At 35.1% G+C, this 17,526-nt stretch carries 13 protein-coding genes; 7 read left to right on the top strand and 6 right to left on the bottom strand.

The features are described from left to right. Positions 1-9: 9 nt before the first annotated feature. Positions 10-2,865, top strand: coding sequence for a M14 family zinc carboxypeptidase (locus tag VB796_RS01440; RefSeq protein WP_323344725.1), 2,856 nt, complete (start codon positions 10-12; stop codon positions 2,863-2,865). Positions 2,866-2,927: 62 nt separating this feature from the next. Here the strand turns inward: VB796_RS01440 and VB796_RS01435 are convergent, their stop codons facing one another. From VB796_RS01435 to VB796_RS01415, 5 genes are all read right to left on the bottom strand, one after another. Continuing rightward, positions 2,928-5,216: a GH92 family glycosyl hydrolase gene (locus VB796_RS01435; protein ID WP_323344724.1), complete on the bottom strand. Its 2,289-nt coding sequence runs from the start codon at positions 5,214-5,216 to the stop codon at positions 2,928-2,930. A gap of 138 nt (positions 5,217-5,354) precedes the next feature. Beyond that, entirely contained in the window at positions 5,355-6,104 is a 750-nt protein-coding gene (locus VB796_RS01430) for a hypothetical protein (RefSeq protein ID WP_323344723.1), read from the bottom strand. A 19-nt stretch (positions 6,105-6,123) separates the two neighbouring features. Beyond that, the gene (locus VB796_RS01425) at positions 6,124-7,275 is read right to left on the bottom strand and encodes an AAA family ATPase (protein ID WP_323344722.1); all 1,152 of its coding nucleotides are present in this window, start codon (positions 7,273-7,275) and stop codon (positions 6,124-6,126) included. 36 nt (positions 7,276-7,311) lie between these two features. Further along, on the bottom strand, positions 7,312-8,595 hold the full coding sequence (gene hemL, locus VB796_RS01420) for a glutamate-1-semialdehyde 2,1-aminomutase (RefSeq protein ID WP_323344721.1): 1,284 nt from the start codon (positions 8,593-8,595) through the stop codon (positions 7,312-7,314). Between the two features lie 110 nt (positions 8,596-8,705). Beyond that, on the bottom strand, positions 8,706-10,313 hold the full coding sequence (locus VB796_RS01415; RefSeq protein WP_323344720.1) for an ABC transporter substrate-binding protein: 1,608 nt from the start codon (positions 10,311-10,313) through the stop codon (positions 8,706-8,708). Between the two features lie 95 nt (positions 10,314-10,408). Between VB796_RS01415 and VB796_RS01410 the strand changes: the two genes are divergently transcribed. The 6 genes from VB796_RS01410 to VB796_RS01385 all read left to right on the top strand — a co-directional run bounded on the left by VB796_RS01410 (position 10,409) and on the right by VB796_RS01385 (position 15,614). Beyond that, positions 10,409-10,861, top strand: coding sequence for a GNAT family N-acetyltransferase (locus VB796_RS01410; RefSeq protein ID WP_323344719.1), 453 nt, complete (start codon positions 10,409-10,411; stop codon positions 10,859-10,861). An 8-nt stretch (positions 10,862-10,869) separates the two neighbouring features. Further along, positions 10,870-12,987, top strand: a complete 2,118-nt coding sequence (locus VB796_RS01405; protein ID WP_323344718.1) for a Tex family protein — start codon at positions 10,870-10,872, stop codon at positions 12,985-12,987. A 104-nt stretch (positions 12,988-13,091) separates the two neighbouring features. Then, on the top strand, positions 13,092-13,490 hold the full coding sequence (locus tag VB796_RS01400) for a heme-binding protein (protein WP_323344717.1): 399 nt from the start codon (positions 13,092-13,094) through the stop codon (positions 13,488-13,490). Positions 13,491-13,569: 79 nt separating this feature from the next. Beyond that, positions 13,570-14,466, top strand: coding sequence for a helix-turn-helix domain-containing protein (locus VB796_RS01395; protein ID WP_323344716.1), 897 nt, complete (start codon positions 13,570-13,572; stop codon positions 14,464-14,466). A gap of 1 nt (position 14,467) precedes the next feature. Then, positions 14,468-14,983, top strand: a complete 516-nt coding sequence (locus tag VB796_RS01390) for a DinB family protein (protein WP_323344715.1) — start codon at positions 14,468-14,470, stop codon at positions 14,981-14,983. 76 nt (positions 14,984-15,059) lie between these two features. Then, positions 15,060-15,614 (top strand): C40 family peptidase, encoded by a 555-nt coding sequence (locus VB796_RS01385; protein WP_323344714.1) that lies wholly within the window; start codon positions 15,060-15,062, stop codon positions 15,612-15,614. 69 nt (positions 15,615-15,683) lie between these two features. Here the strand turns inward: VB796_RS01385 and VB796_RS01380 are convergent, their stop codons facing one another. Further along, positions 15,684-17,453 carry a hypothetical protein gene (locus VB796_RS01380; protein ID WP_323344713.1) on the bottom strand — a complete coding sequence of 590 codons (1,770 nt, stop codon included), beginning with the start codon at positions 17,451-17,453 and terminating at the stop codon, positions 15,684-15,686. Positions 17,454-17,526 lie beyond the last annotated feature (73 nt).

Below are 17,526 nucleotides of genomic sequence, written 5' to 3'. Positions count from 1 at the left end.
TAATTATTTATGAAAAAGAAATTTTACTTGCCCGCCCTTGTAATTTTTGTTTTAATGACTTCGCTTGTCAATGCTCAGCGAATGAAATTTCACCGTATTGTTGCTGAAATTGAACCGCAAAAATTAGAATACCTTTTTAATAATGGTCTTGAAATTGACCATTTTAGTTATGAGAATAAGAAAAATTTTACTGCTGAGATTTCAGATAGTGACCTTTCTTTACTGAAAAAAAATAATGTAAAACTTACTTATATCGTAGAGGATTTAGAAAAAAATCTCACAAAGTATAATCAAGATATTGATAAAAAGTCAGCCAAAAACGCCAAAACCGCTGTGGCAACACCAAGTAATTTTGCTCTTGGAACTTATGGTGGTTATTACACTTTTGCAGAGTTACAGACGATTCTCGACCAAATGAGAACGCTTTATCCAAATCTGATTTCTGCCAAGAGTAGTATTGGGACAACCGTTGAGGGAAGAAGTGTTTTTATGGTAAAAATTAGCGATAATCCTGATGCTGATGAAACCGAACCCGAAATGTTTTTTAATGCCGTTCATCATGCCCGTGAACCCATGAGTATGAGTCAGTTAATTTTCTTTATGTGGCATATTTTAGAGAATTATAACACTGATAAAGAGATTAGAACTTTGGTAAATAGTACCGAATTGTATATCGTGCCGTGTGTGAATCCTGATGGTTATGTTTATAATCAAACTACTAATCCGAGTGGAGGAGGAATGTGGAGAAAAAATCGTAAAAATAATGGAAATGGAACTTACGGAGTAGATATTAACAGAAATTACGGTTTTCAATGGGGAATTGACAATACAGGTTCTTCGCCCACAACCAGTTCTGAAACTTACAGAGGAACTGCTCCTTTTTCTGAGCCAGAAACACAAATTATTCGTAACTTTTGTAATACCCATACTTTTAGCCTTTCAATGGATTTTCATGCTTATGGTAATTATTGTATTCATCCGTATGGTTATTCTACAACGAATAGTAATCCAGAATTAAGTTTATTTCAACAAATGGGTTCGTTTTTTGTGGCTGAAAATGGCTTTGTTTCTGGAAGTGCTGTCCAAACGGTGAATTATACTGCTAACGGTGCAGGTGATGACTGGAAATATGGAGAGCAAACAACGAAAGCAAAAATTTATAGTTTTACGCCCGAAGTTGGACCAGCCGCAGAGGGTTTTTGGCCTGCTTCTTCAAGAATAATTCCGCTTTGTAATACAACCGTTGAAATGAATAAAAAAGCAATGAAAGTAGCTACTTATTTTGCAAAATTAACGCCAACTGCTAACCAAACTTTATCAACGACCTCTGGTTCAGTAGCTTATTCAATTCAAAATTTTAGTGTAAAACCCGCTTCTTATACTGTTTCAATTACACCATTGTCAAGTTATGTAACATCAACTGGGGCTACCAAAACTTACAATACACTTACTTTATTACAATCTCAAAGTGATAATATTGCTTTCAGTATTGACCCTGCAACTCCATACGGAACAAATTTGCAATTTGCTTTGACGATTGATAATGGTCATTCTCCACAAACAGATACTGTTTCGGTAAACTATAATTGTTCAAGTCCAAGTAGTTTATCGACTTCGAATATAACTTTAACTGCTGCAACGGCAAATTGGGGAGCGGTTGCGGGTGCGACCAATTATTATGTATCCTATAAAAACAGTACAAGTTCAATTTGGAGTAATGATACTTTAGTGAGTGGAACAAATTTTACTTTTGTAAGTTTAACACAAAGTCAAACATATAATTGGCGAGTAAGAACTTCAACTTGTAATAATTATTCTCAAACAAGTTTTACAACATTATCGCCATGTTTAGCTCCAAGTTCGGCTACAACAACCGCCATTACATCAACCAGTGCAACCTTAAATTGGGGAGCAGTTTCGGGGGCAAATAACTATACTGTCGAATATAAATTAGCGAGTTCTTCAACATGGATAACTGCCACAAGTGCCAATACAACAACTACTTATAATTTATCGGGACTTACATTGTCAAGTATTTACGATTGGCGTGTAAAAGCTAATTGTGCATCAGGAAGTAGTGCTTATATGACTGCTCAATTTACGACTGCTTCTATCACTTATTGTGCTTCAAAAGGAACGAATCTTAACTTTATGTGGGTGGATTATGTGAAATTAGGAACAATTAATAGAACCTCAGCGAAAGATGCAGGATACTATAATGGAATGGCACTTTCTACCAATGCAGTGAGAGGAACAAGTCAAACCATCACAATATCTTCAGGATTTACCAGTACAATTTATAGAATGTACTGGAGAGTTTGGATTGATTATAATAAGAATGGCGTATTTACAGATGCAGGAGAACAAGTAGTTAGTACAAATTTTACAAGTGCAGGAAATACAAATGTATCATTTACAATACCGTCCACTGCTCCATTAGGTGCTACCAGAATGAGAGTTTCTGCCAAATACGGAGCGTATCCAACAGCTTGTGAAACATTTACTTATGGTGAAGTTGAAGATTATACAATCAACATTACTACTGCCATCAAAAACAATGCTTTAGCAAGAATTGATGAAGCTGAAAGTCAAGATACTTCTTTCTTAGATTTTGATACAAATGACATAACAGCCTATCCAAATCCTGTGAGTGATATTGTGACAATTCGTTTGAATTATAACACGGTGGAAGAACCTAAAAAGGTCAAAATGATTTCATCTAATGGCGTAGAAATAGGAACGCAAGAAGTTATTTTAGATAAAAATGAATTTAGAATAGATACGAAAGGTTTGAAAACTGGAATGTACTTTATTTCAGTGCAAGAAGCTGATAGACAGAAAGTTGTAAAAATTATTAAAGAATAAATTATGGACTTCATTTTGTAATAAAAAAACCTCTTGAAAACTTCAAGAGGTTTTTTTATTTACTATTTCTTCAATTCATTCGTCATAGAATAAGGAAAATCTGAATCTGTAACTCCTTTTGTTTTATTTGGTTTTGAAGACATCATTAAGTTTAATGTTCCGCCTTTCATAACGTCTGCGTAATTCAAGAAGTTTTTGGTATAACCTACATTATTCAATTTTGAACTTGAAACATACAGATTATTCGCATTATTTTCTGGTGCTACAATCGTGAAAGTTTTACCATTTTGTAAACTAATTGTAGCCTTTTTGAACAATGGAGAACCCAAAACGTATTGGTCAGTAGCAGGTGCAACAGGGTACATTCCCAAAGCTGAAAATACATACCAAGCGGAGGTTTGTCCGTTATCTTCATCACCGCAAAGTCCATCAGGATTAGCAGAATAAAGTTTTTTCATGATATTTCTTACGTGGTACTGCGTTTTCCAAGGCTCACCCGCATAGTTATACAAATACGGCATGTGTTGAATTGGTTGATTTCCATGAGCATATTGTCCCATATTCATTACCAACATTTCTGTAATTTCGTGAATTTGAATACTGTAATAAGAATAATCAAAAGTTGGAGGTGCCGTAAAAACCGAATCTAATTTTGAGACAAAGTTTTTCTTACCACCCATTAAATCGACTAAACCTTGCACGTCATGAAAAACGCACCAAGTCCAGTGCCAAGAACAACCTTCAGTAAAGGCATCACCCCATTTATCTGGTCTGAAAGGTGACTGAAAACTACCATCTTTATTTTTTCCACGAACAAAATTGATTGATTTATCGAACACATTTCGATAGTTTTGAGCTCTTTTAGCGTACAAATCAATTTCACTTTGTGGTTTATTCAATGATTTTGCCAATTTCCAAATCGTGAAATCATCATAAGCGTATTCGAGTGTCCGAGCCGTATTTTCGTTAATACCCACATCGTAAGGAACGTAGCCCAAATCGTTGTAATATTTTGCCCCTAAACGACCAACTGAACTCAATGGGCCTTCATTTTTCGTATTTTTTGTGATGGCTTCGTACAATGTTTCGATGTTATTTCTACCAACGCCTTTCAAATAAGCATCTGAAATAATGGAAGCCGAATTTGAACCAACCATACAATCTCTGTGTCCAGGACTTGCCCATTCTGGCAACCAACCACCTTCTTTATAAGTATTTGCCAGTCCTTCCATAATTTGATTATTCATTTCTGGGAACATCAAATTAAAAAGTGGAAAAACGGCTCTGAAAGTATCCCAAAAGCCATTATCAGTAAACATATAGCCACTTTCAACTTTGCCATTATAAGGACTATAATGCACGATTTTGTTATCTTTGCCAATTTCATAAAATTTTCTTGGAAACAACATTGTGTGATACAAAGCCGTGTAAAAAGTTCTCATTTCATCAACAGAACCGCCTTCTACTTTGATTCTATTGAGTTGCGAATTCCATGTATTTGCCCCCTTTTCAACAATTTGGTCAAAAGTCTGATTTCCAATTTCGTTCTGTAAATTCAATTCTGCTTGTTCAGCACTAATGAAAGACGAAGCGATTTTTAAATTCACTTGCTCATCAGTTTTTGTTTTGAAACGAATAATACTTCCAGCGTGTTTGCTTTCAACCTCCAATACATTTACTTGAATTTCTCCGTCTTTTACGCCAAAAACTTCTTCAAAATCCTTGTCAACGTAAATAACAAAGTAGTTTTTGAAATTATCAGGCACGCCCCCCGACGAATTGCGAGCATAACCAACGATTTTCCTTTCTTTTGGAAAAACCTTTACCATCGAATTTTTAAAGAATCCGTCGATGATTAGATATGCTTTTTCGGTTTGTGGATACGTAATTCTAAACCTTGCGGCACGGTCAGTTGGCGTAATTTCAACGGTTGTGTTGTAGTCCGACAAGTAGTTTCGGTAATAATTTGGTTTAGAAATCTCAGCCTTGTGAGAAAACCATGATTCACGTTTATTTTCATCAAAAACGAGTTTTTCAGTAGTAGCAAAAATGGAAAAAGCACCATAATCGTTAATCCAAGGAGAAGGTTGGTGCGTTTGTTTGAACCCTCTAATTTTGTTGCTGGCGTATTGGTAGCACCAACCATCGCCCATTTTATTAGTTTGTGGAGTCCAGAAATTCATACCCCAAGGCAAGGCAATGGCTGGGTAAGTATTTCCATTTGAGAAATCGAAACGAGAATCACTTCCGACCAAAGGATTGACGTATTGCAGTAAATTTTCTTGCTTAGCGGTTTGTCCGAAGGCAATAACGGAAAGGAATACTAATGATGAAGTCAATATTTTTTTCATGATATGTTTAGGAAAGATGTTGAGGTGTAAAATTAGAATTTATTTGTAACGTTTTTGTCCTGCTTGGGTTTAAATAGAAACGGTGCTGAATTTTCAGCACCGTTTCTATTATTTTCTATTTTGACTTTTGTGAAATGATTAATCTAAAAATTCTTTTGGTAAATATTGTTTTACACATGAAAGAGAACGTAACAGCATTGTGAAATCAGATTTTCGAGAGAGTATATTTTTAATCTTTCGCTCTAAGTGTTTTTCTTCTGTTACATTGCCTTTCAATTTATTGTATTGCCAAGACATTATTAACTCTTTAACTTCATCTGCTTTTTTATTGATATAAAATCTTAATGTTGCAGTTTTCTTTTTTGAATCAAAATCGTCTCCATTATGAATCTTATCCAAAAGAGCGGAGGTATTTTTAGCTTTGATATTCTGAGAATCTTTAGCATCAAAGTAAGATTCACCATTTGACATCAGCGTATAAATAATCTCTTCTTCAACATCTTCATTAGGGTCGCACGGGTCTAAATAACTTCCGTTAGGCTCATTTCGAGGTTTTGCCATATTAGCATCATGCGTACATGGGTATAAATTCGCCCATTCATATTTTAATTCTGGAAATTGCCCAAATGCTTTTGACTTAAAATGTTCAATATCCATTGCCCAAGGGTTCTCAAATTTTTGTTCAGTCAGGTAACATTTTGAATGAAAATCACGGGCAAATGCTTCTAAAACATCAAAATTTCTATAAGAGATATTACTTTTAGGCTGTTTGGCTATTTTTCTGTCGTCATCCTCCAAACTGTTGTATGACGCAACTTTATCCAAATAGCTTTGAATTGCGGGATTATCTAAAGAAGTCGGTTTTTCACCTCTTGTAACATTAATCATAATAGTGGTAGATAATGAATTATTCAGAAATTTTAGCTTCTAATTCAAAACGCATGGTTGGAGAAATATAACGCTCATTTTCCTTCAAAATAGCTTTGAGTTGTTGATTTCTTAACGGAATATTGTTTCTATATTCTTTTAAAATAATATTTACTTTTTCAAATAAATCATCCGTAAAATCTGAAAATTCATTATCCAAGCCAAAGTGGGAAACCATTAATTCTGAAAAACTTTTTCCAATAGCATCATCTGAAAGAACTTCCTTCGAAACTAAATCAAAAATGGTGACATTTTTAATACTTGATACAATAGCAGCTGAATGTGAAGCTACTATAAACTGAACATTTGGAAATAAATTGGTTAGAATTGGCAAAACATTGTATTGTAAAGAATAGTGTAAATGCGTTTCGGGTTCATCAATTAAAACGATTCCACATGGATTGTAAGTTTTATTCCCAACTTCATCTCTGATAAGTTCAACTCTCAAAAACAAATCCATAATGATACTTAAAAGAGCTGAAATACCATCGGACAAATCATTGAAAGACAATTCTCTTCCGTCTCCCAATAAAAAAGTTATTTTAAGAGCATCTTTATTGAATGTTATTTTAAGTTTCTCATCCTCAAATATTTTTCTAAAACTTGATTCGAGTTGTTGAAAGAAAATATTTATTTTATCTATTTCAACTTGATTATTATCTAACTGTGCAAAAGCTTGTGCAACCTTTTTGTTAACAAGAAATTGCATAAAGTTGTTGATAAAATAATCTGACGATTTATCATAATTTTTTTCTAACTGTTGTTTGAAATCATCTTGTTTTGTTGGTACAGAAACGTCATTTACCTTACTATTTCGTTGTGGAGATAAATAAGAATAAACAATTTCTTTGCGTTTATCGAAAAAAAAAGGTAGAAAATCAAAACGATAACTCGGTTTGATTTTCATAGAATCCGATAACACATAATTACCATCCTGATTTTCTGTTAATGCTTTTGATATATGAAGATTCAAACTTCTCAAAATCGTACTCTTCCCCGACCCATTTTTCCCAGTCAAAATCAAATGACTTAATGGCTTATGTTGTATCAAATCAATATTAAAGTTTTGATACGTATAACAATCGTTTACGTAGATAGATGTTATGTAAGGGAAATCTTCTGGTAAAATCATAATCTTGTTTTTTGTAAAAATAAGTCTAAAGCTAATTTAAATCACCTCCTTCAAACTCTCCAAATTCGCCTCTAAAATCGTTTGAATATGCTCATCTGTCAAAGCCGTTGATAAGAACATCGCTTCGTATTGAGAAGGAGCGAGGTAAATACCACGTTTTAGCATGGCTTGGAAATATCTACCAAATAATGCTGTATCAGAGGTTTTTGCGTCTTCAAAATTATTTACAGGTTTATCCGTAAAGAATAAAGTAAACATTGAACCCACGTGATTGAGTGTGTAATTTAAACCTAATTTTTCCATATTGGCTTTCATGCCGTTGGTTAATGTTGTTCCAATTTCTTCTAAACGAGTGTAAACCGATGGATTTTCTGAAAGGTGTGTAAGCATCGCTTGTCCTGCTGCCATCGCAATCGGATTTCCAGAAAGTGTTCCTGCTTGATAAACTGGGCCTGCTGGTGAAACTACGTCCATAATTTCTTTTTTACCGCCGTAAGCTCCCACAGGCATTCCACCACCGATGATTTTTCCCATTGTTGTCATATCTGGAGTTACCCCACAACGTTCTTGAAAACCGCCTTTGGCTAAACGGAATCCTGTCATTACTTCATCAAAAATCAATACGATTCCTTCTTCGTCGCAAATTTTACGAAGTCCTTCCAAGAAACCTTCAACTGGTTTCACTAAGCCCATATTTCCAACTACGGGTTCGAGAATGATACAGGCAATTTCCCCTTTGTTGGCATCAACTAAGGCTTGAACGGCGTTTAAATCGTTGTAAGGAGCAGTCAAAGTATCATTGGCTACACCTTTTGTTACCCCTGGACTATCAGGTTCACCAAAGGTCATTGCTCCAGAACCTGCGGCAATCAAAAACGAGTCGCCGTGTCCGTGATAATTACCTTCAAATTTTATCATTTTGTCTCTTCCTGTGTAACCACGAGCCACTCGCAAAGCTGACATAGTAGCTTCTGTACCCGAATTTACCATGCGGACTTTTTCTACCGAAGGCACAATTGAACAGATTAATTCTGCCATTTCTACTTCTCTACGAGTTGGAGCTCCGAAAGAAAAACCTTTTTGAATGGCATCAGCAACGGCTTTTTCTACTAATTCATGGGCGTGTCCCAAAATCATTGGTCCCCAAGAATTGATAAGTTCGATGTAAGAATTCCCATCTTCATCGTATAGATATGCCCCTTTGGCAGATTTAATAAAAATCGGACTACCACCAACCGCACGGAAGGCACGCACTGGCGAATTAACGCCCCCTGGAATGTAATTTTTAGCTTTGTCGAAAAGTTGTTCAGAAATTGTCATTTTTTTATAGGAAAAAGCAAATAAGGAGGAGTGGAGGAAAATTAGTAGCACTATCAATTAAATCAATATAAGTTACTTTTCACTTCTTTGATTTCTTCCCTCATTTCTCCTTACTTGGTTATTATAAATTTATAATTTTGAAATGTTGTAAAGGGTAATACTTGATTATCCTGTGATTTTATATAGTTGAATCCTGAGAGATTATATCCGTCTTTGTACGAATCTCGGTTGTCTAAACCCTTACGAATATTATTGCCGTATCGACCCAAAATTCTGCCCCAAAATAGAGCAATGTCATATCCATGAAAAGAATAATAGGAAGGAATAACGCCATATTTACTCAAATAATCCTTACGAAATGTATCAACAATTGGTTTTTCGATGTCCACAAATTCTGGGTCGAGGCAATATACTTCTCGTCCTGCCAAAGTACCATTACTCAAATTAGAGGAATTAAAAGCCTCCGCCGTTGTAACCAAAGGACACATGACATCTTTTTTGTTTAAAGCATTAATCATGGACAATCCTGCTTTTTTATCAGAAGTTGCCATGAAAACATGACTTACTTTTTTCTCGGGTAATTTGTTGCCAATATCATCTGCAAAAGGGAGAATTTTCTCAAACTTTACTATTTCATAACCTACCTTCTCCATTTGCTGACGATAGGTTTCTGCCATTGTAGAATCATTGGGAGAATCGGTATAATAAATGGCGGTGTTTCTTCCCAAAAATGGTTGTTTTCTTACAAATTCTGCGGCTTTTGTAGCTTGCATAACTGCCGAAGGTTGAGCTAAAAACACCAATTCGTATTCATCCAAAAGCCTTTGATTGTTAGACATCGGGTTAATAATGGGTATTTTTGCCGTTTCACAATACGCCGTGGCTACTCGGTTGCTTTCTGAATACAAAGGTCCAACCAATAAATCCATTTTTTGAAAGGATTCATTATTAACCAATTCCAACATATCGTCTGTATTATTGGCAATGTCGTAAGTAAACAAATTGATGGTTATACCTTCTTTTAAAAGAACATTTTTTGCCATTTTCATGCCTTGATAGATGTCAATAGCATATTGATTTTTACGAGTTCGTTCTGGGTCAAGTGTTTCAACCGCTAAGGGCAATAGTAAGCCAAAGTTGAAATAAGTTTTATTCTTAATTGACCCATTAGAAATTACTTGTGAATTAGGAACAATTGTAGTTTTGTTCTTTTTTTCTAATAAAATGCTTTCGTCGGGAAATTTTGCAGATAATTCATTCAACGTTTTTGTTGATTGAATCTGATTGATATAAAATGCTTTCATTTCTGCTAAATCATCTTGAAATGAATCATCAGAAATAGATTTTGCGTAATTTAGGGCATCAGTATAATTTTTTTCTTCAAAGGCAATATTTGAAAAAAGATAATTAATATCATCTTTTTTACTCCAATTTGGATAAAGTATCAATAAATTTTTCAAAGTCGTTTTTGCCTCAAAATATTTCTGCAATTTTGTGGACGAAAGTGCATTGAAATAAAAAGAATAAGGAACGAAGGTTGATTCGACACGATTATTACACAATACTCCAAATTCAGCTTGTGCTTTTTCAAAATCACCATTCTTGAAAGTTTGAATGGCTTTTTTATACGCTACCTCATACTCCGTAGTATTTTTTTGAGCAAAAGCATTTTGAAAAATACTGAAAACAATCAATAACAAGATTAGTCTTTTGAGCATAATATTGAATTTATGGTCTGGTTTTTACAAAGATAAAAAATAAGGATTTAGCTTTTAGAAATTAACACTTAGTTTATTAATAAAATCATCATCAAATGAACATAACTTGGTATCATAAACATTTCAGAGACCTCAATACTACTGAATTGTATCAGATTTTGCAATTGCGGAATGAGGTATTTATTGTTGAACAAAATTGCCCTTTTCAAGATTTGGATGATAAGGACATCAAATGTTATCATTTGATGGGTTTTGATACCGTTTCACAGAAAATAATGGCTTATACTCGCATTGTTCCTGCTGGCGTGTCGTATGAGGAAGCTTCCATTGGGCGAGTAGTTTCATCGACATTGGCTCGTGGTAACGGAATTGGCAAGCAACTCATGAAAAAATCCGTTGAACTTTTAGAAGAACTTTACGGTGGTGTTTCCATCAGAATTGGAGCTCAATTATATCTCAAAAAATACTATGAATCCTTTGGCTTTCAGCAAGATAGTGAGGTTTATTTGGAAGATGGCATTGAGCATATTATTATGTTAAGAAATTAAACTTTAAAATGAATAAACAACAAATCCAAATCATTTCAAACACGGTGGGCGTGATGACCCATCAAGCACAAAATACCATTAACCTATTAGACGAAGGCGGAACTGTTCCTTTTATTGCTCGATACCGAAAAGAAGCCACAGGAAGCCTTGATGAAGTACAAATTCTCGATATTAAAGAACTTTGGACGAAATTGAAAGATGCAGATAAACGTCGGGAGGGAATTATAAAATCTATTGAGGAACAAGGAAAAATGACTCCTGCGTTATTAGAAAAACTCAATAATGCTTATCATCTTCAAGAATTAGAAGACCTTTATTTACCGTACAAACAAAAACGTAAAACTCGTGCTTCAATTGCCATTGAGAAAGGTTTAGAACCTTTGGCTAAAGTTATTTTTGAGCAAAAAGAAAACAATATTCTAAAGAAAGCTGAAGCATTTTTAAATGACAAAGTTGCCAATATTGAAGAGGCATTACAGGGTGCAAGAGACATTATTGCCGAATGGATTAATGAAAATGTAGATGCTCGTAATGCAGTCCGTAAAGTGTTTGAACGTGAGTCTATTATCTATTCAAAAGTTAAAAAGAATAAAGAAGAAGACGGAGCTAAGTATCGTGATTATTTTGATTTTAATGAAGCTTTGAAAAAAGTACCTTCACACCGACTTTTGGCAATACGTAGGGGAGAAGAAGAAGGTTTTTTATCGGTAACTATTTCGCCTGAAGAAGATAACGCTTTGGGGGCTTTGGACAGAATTTTCTTGCGTGGGCTACCCGATGCAAAAGAGCAAGTTGAAACGGCAATTACGGATTCGTACAAGCGTTTGATGAAGCCGTCAATTGAAAATGAATTTGCAGGATTATCGAAAGAAAAAGCTGATGGTGAGGCCATTAGAATTTTTGCACAAAATTTACGTCAATTATTACTTGCTTCTCCATTGGGACAAAAAAAGGTGCTTGCCATTGACCCAGGTTATCGTACAGGTTGTAAAACGGTGGTATTGGATGCACAAGGAAATTTATTGGCAGATACCGTAATTTATCCATTCGATAAACCTTCTGAAGCCCAAGATAAAGTTTTAACGCTTTCTGAAAAATATCAAATTGAAGCAGTTGCTATTGGAAATGGAACGGCTGGACGTGAAACTGAGGATTTTGTGAAGAAACTTTCATTCAAGAAAGTTCCTCAAATTTTTGCCGTTTCAGAACAAGGAGCGTCCATTTATTCAGCATCACCCATTGCACGAGAAGAATTTCCTGATAAAGATGTAACCGTTCGTGGTGCAATTTCAATTGGTCGTAGATTGATGGATCCGTTGGCTGAATTAGTGAAAATCGACCCAAAATCCATTGGCGTTGGACAATATCAGCATGATGTAGAGCAAAATCTTTTGAAAAATTCATTGGATTCTGTCGTGGAAAGTTGCGTGAATGCGGTTGGGGTAAACTTAAATACGGCTTCTAAACATTTGTTGGCTTATGTAGCGGGTTTAGGCCCTTCATTGGCGGCAAATGTGGTGAAATTCCGTCAGGAAAATGGAGAATTTACATCGAGAAGTCAGATTAAGAAAGTGTCACGTTTGGGCGATAAAGCTTATGAGCAGTGTGCAGGGTTTTTAAGAATTCATGAAGCGAAAAATCCTTTGGATAATTCGGCAGTCCACCCTGAAAGCTACCCTGTGGTAGAACAAATGGCAAAAGATTTGAAATGTACCGTTAAAGATTTGATGACCTCTGCGGAGTTGAGAAAGAAAATCAACCTACAAAGTTATGTTACGCCCAAAACGGGTTTATTGACACTTCAAGATATTATGAAGGAATTAGAAAAGCCTTCTCGTGACCCAAGAGAGCAATTAATCGCCTTTGAATTTGACCCGAATGTAAAGAAAGTAGAAGATTTATACGAAGGTATGGTTTTGCCAGGAATCGTTACAAATATTACTGCTTTTGGTTGTTTTGTGGATGTTGGCGTGAAACAAGACGGTTTGGTGCATATTTCTCAATTAGCTAATCAGTACGTTTCTGACCCTAATCAAGTGGTGAAGTTACAACAACACGTAAAAGTGCGTGTCATGGAAGTTGATATTGCTCGTAAACGGGTGGCGTTGAGTATGAAAGGGGTATAAAAAGGAAAATTGTCCATCCATTAGTGGCTTGTATCCATTTGATTGCTTGAATTATGAGTTGAATTTTGTAGTGTTAAAATTCAACTCATAATTTCAAAACAATCATGAATATCTCTTTAGAACAAGCAGAAAAAGCTATCGTTGCGGCAAAGCAAAAATCAATTGAATTAGGTGTTAAAATGAATATTTCTATCGTTGATGGTGGAGCAAATTTAGTAGCTTTCGCTCGTATGGACGGTGCTTGGTTAGGTTCTTTGGACATCTCAATGAAGAAAGCAAAAACGGCTCGTTTCTTTGATATGAATACAGGAATTATCGGAACGCTTTCTCAACCTGGTGGACCTTTATACCATATCGAACACTCAAATAGTGGTTTAATTACTTTTCCAGGCGGTGTGCCAATCAAAAATGAGGCGGGTGAAATTATTGGAGCAATCGGCGTTTCTGGCGATTCAGTAGAAAACGACCATACTGTTGCCGAAGCTGGTGCATTAGCAATCTAATATTCTGCAAATCGTTTTACCTCTAAAAATCTACGGACAAATAAACTTTATTTGTCCGTTTTTTTGTTTACTAATCAGCATGGAAAAAACAGCCTTTACCCTTATCAATCCCCAAAATGGTGATTTAGCGTTTAAAATATTCTCTTTTGATAATAATAGTCCATTTGACCACCTTCAGCGTCATAATTATTACACCATTTTATTAATTACCGAAGGCGAAGGAACGCTCAAAGCTAATTTGTCGGAGTATAAATTCTCTGAAAAAATCATGTGTTGTTTTACGCCTTATCAGCCATATATGATTCAGACAGAAGGCGAAATTTCGGGGCTTGCTATTAGTTTTCACCCTGATTTTTTCTGTATTCATCGTCATCAGCAAGAAATTGCCAGTAATGGGGTCTTGTTTAATAATATTTACAAACCACCATTTTTCAACATTACTGACGATGATATTATTCAGTTATATAGCTTAATCAGTCAGATGAAAACGGAGGTTGAAAAGAACGAATTAGCCAAGCATGAATCACTGGTTTTGTATCTCAAAATCTTTGTTATCAATACCATCAGAATCAAAGTTAGAGAATACGAACAAGCTAAGAAACTACTGTCATACTCGAAAGAACCACCCATTTTACAAGAGCTAAAAGTTGCCATTGAAAAACATTATAATGCCAAACATACCGCCAGTGAATACGCTGATTTACTGAATATTACCCCTAAAAATTTATCAAAATTGGTGAAAAGTTATTACAACAAAACCCTAACAGATTTAATTTCCGAAAGAATCATTATTGAAGCTAAACGAGAATTATATTTGACCTCTAAACCCATAAAGGCAATTGCTTACGATTTAGGTTTTTCGGATGAATATTATTTTAGTCGATTTTTTAAGAAAAATGTGGAGGTTTCACCGTTGATGTATCGTGAAACGGTAGGGTACAATAGAGATATTTCCCTCATTCCAGAAAATAATTAAAATGACGAAACCCAAAGAAACACTCGAAGTGTGGATGCGTGGACCCATCGCTGGACTTGCTCCACTTTTACAACCCGTTGCTCATGCCATTTTGCAGGCTCGTGAAGAAGTTAATTTGATGATGATAGATTTTCCAAATGAATTAATTTGGGAGAAACCGTCGGGCGTTGCTTCGGTGGCTTTTCATTTACAGCATCTTTCGGGTGTGTTGGATAGACTTTTTACGTATGCCAATAATCAAATTTTGAATGAAGACCAATTAGAATTATTAGCCTTAGAATCAGATAGTACACAATATTTAACCGTTAAAGGTTTGCTGACTCGTTTCAATAATCAAGTAAATAAAGCCTTGACGCAACTGAAAAATATTGACGAAAAAACACTTTTAGAACCTCGTGGAATTGGTAGAAAACAAATTCCGACTAATTTATTGGGTTTACTGTTTCATGCTGCCGAACACACTCAACGACATACAGGACAACTTTTTGTCACGGTGAGGATTTTACAAAATTCGTAGTATTTGCAATCCAAAAATAAAAAAAACGTTTATATTTGGATTGCTTAAATGCGAATATCCTTACTTAAAGACAACCATGAAAAATTATATACACATTATGCTCTGTCGGGCATTGTTACTATTTTGTATAGTCATTTTTTTAGACTCGTGTAAACTTTTTCGTCGTAAAGAAAATTCAAATTCTACTTCAAATAAATACCCTTCCAAAACTAATCCTGCTGGAAAACGAAGTTACAATTCCAAAACCATTAACGAAATCGTTTCTTTGGCACGTTCTTATACGGGCGTTCCGTATCGTTCAGGAGGAACAGATGGCAACGGAATGGACTGTTCTGGATTATTGTTTTGTGTGTATGGGCAGTACGGATTTATCATTCCACGTATTTCTTGGCAGCAATCTGAAATAGGAAAAGAGGTGGAAATGGACGAAATAAAAGTAGGTGATTTGGTGTTTTTTGTAACCAATAAAGGAGGAACAGGAACAATAAATCATGCTGGAATAATAACGGAATTGAAGAATCCCAAAGAAGTATATTTTATTCACGCCTCCTCCTCCAAAGGTATCAGAGAGGATAATCTTATCAGTAAATATTGGATGAGTTGCTTTGCTAAAGCTACCAGACCTTTTTAAGTAGGACAGGTTTCCAACCTGTCAAATCATGAATCGTTTTAGATTTGACAGGTTGGAAACCTGTCCTACTTATCCAATCACAATCTTATGCTCAAAAGGCGTTATTCCTGTCAAGAAAACGTGCATTCCGTCAGTTCTTAAAGTACCAAAATGTGAAGTGTACATTTCACCTTCAATTCCTTTTAATTTTGAATGTTTGAAAGTTCCTCCGTCAATTTTAATACTATCATTTCCCAAACGATATTCTCCCGAACCGCTCGCTAAAGTATAATTATCGGCAGAATCTTCTATTTTGCTAAAACCAACTAAATTTCCTCCTTCTTTAAAACAAAACTCAATCGTAACATGAACACCATCTGTTCCTTTTGAGCTGAAATTCAATTCATTAACACCATTTTTTTGTTCAATAGAAATTGTCGTTTCAAGCGTTCTGAGATTGCTTTGCGGACGATTATTAAAGTCCATTTTGTTCCAGAAACGTCCGTCAGTGCTGATTGAATGCTTATAATCTCCGTCTGCTCTTTTGAATTTGGCGGGCATTGGCTGATAATAAGGTGCTTCAATTTTCTGACTCAAAACATACTTTCCATTCACTTTTTTGATGCCCTTGCTTCTGAAATATCCCGTACTGAAAAAGTCAGTTGAATAACGTAGATATTTTAAAATGGCTTCTCCTTTTCGGAATGAAAAGAAATTTGGACTCGTAGAACGCCCTGAACCAATAATTAAAGGAAGGTCAGTTCCTCCAAAAATAGTGGCAGTTTTATCATTATTTCTAATTCTTACCAAATTGGAGGTTTCAAAAAACTTCTCAAATGTCAAAGCTGGACTTTTGGGCTGTGGCATTGGTTTTTTGTATAACGGTTCTTCCAAGAAATAAAACAGTAAATCATTCATCACTTTTTCATCAAATCCTTTTACTTTTTCGATGAATTTAGTAATTGCGGCAAATTCAGCGTTGTTATCTTCAATGGCAAAGAAGCGGTAATTATGGTAAAAATTAAGAATATTTATCGGGGCAAATTGGTCTTGTCGTCTCGAATCATTGCAAACTAAATCGCCATTTGGTTCTGTGTAAAAATAAGTCATTGTCAAATTTTTACGTACAGGTTCATACAATTTTGGTCTATCCAACAAGCGTCCCATCGCAATTAAAGCACGGTCGGTCACTTCACCATAAATCATACTTCGTTCTAAATAATGACCGTCTTTGTCAATAAAAAGTCCTTCTGAAAGCCACTCATCAATGCGATTTACGTACTTTTTGTCAGGAAATAAAGCATTAATTCTTGCCAATGAAGCAGATACAACCCAACGGTGATTTGGCGTATGAATACCTCCTAAACGCAAACCTTCGCCTGATTTTAAAATGAAAGTTTTAAGCATTTCTTTGATTTCATTCAAAGATGCCATTTTGTTCGTTTTCAGAATCGTTAAAGCCGAACAAAGTGGTTCTAAAATAAATGCAGTATCGGGTGGAGAAGCTAAATTTCCAATGTCAAGCGTACCGTCTGGATTTTGTACTTTCAATAAAAAACGCATGATTTTATCCATGTAAGGTACAACTTCCTCTTTTTGATAATATTTAGATGTGGGTTCTGTTAATGCTGCTGATAAATTGGCTAAATCATACCCTAATCGTCTTCTAATTTCGGTTATATCTGTTGATAATGCCTTGATTAATTTGCTTATTTCTTCATTATTGGCGATGACAATTTTGGCATAAAAATCATCTTCAGTAGTTGCTCCAAAAATCAGATTTGTTTTACTGGATAAGCCCACAACTGCTCCGATACTGATTAAATTGGCAATGAATTTTTTTCTTGAAATATTTTCCATGTTTGGGTTTTCTAAATTTAGTAATAATCAAATGTGTACTTTTGTGTTTATTTAATACGAACAAAACAAGTCC

Source organism: Arcicella sp. LKC2W (assembly GCF_034931005.1).
Taxonomy (GTDB): Bacteria; Bacteroidota; Bacteroidia; order Cytophagales; family Spirosomataceae; genus Arcicella.
The sequence above is the reverse complement of the archived record's forward strand: the minus strand, read 5'-3'. Positions and strand labels throughout refer to the sequence as shown.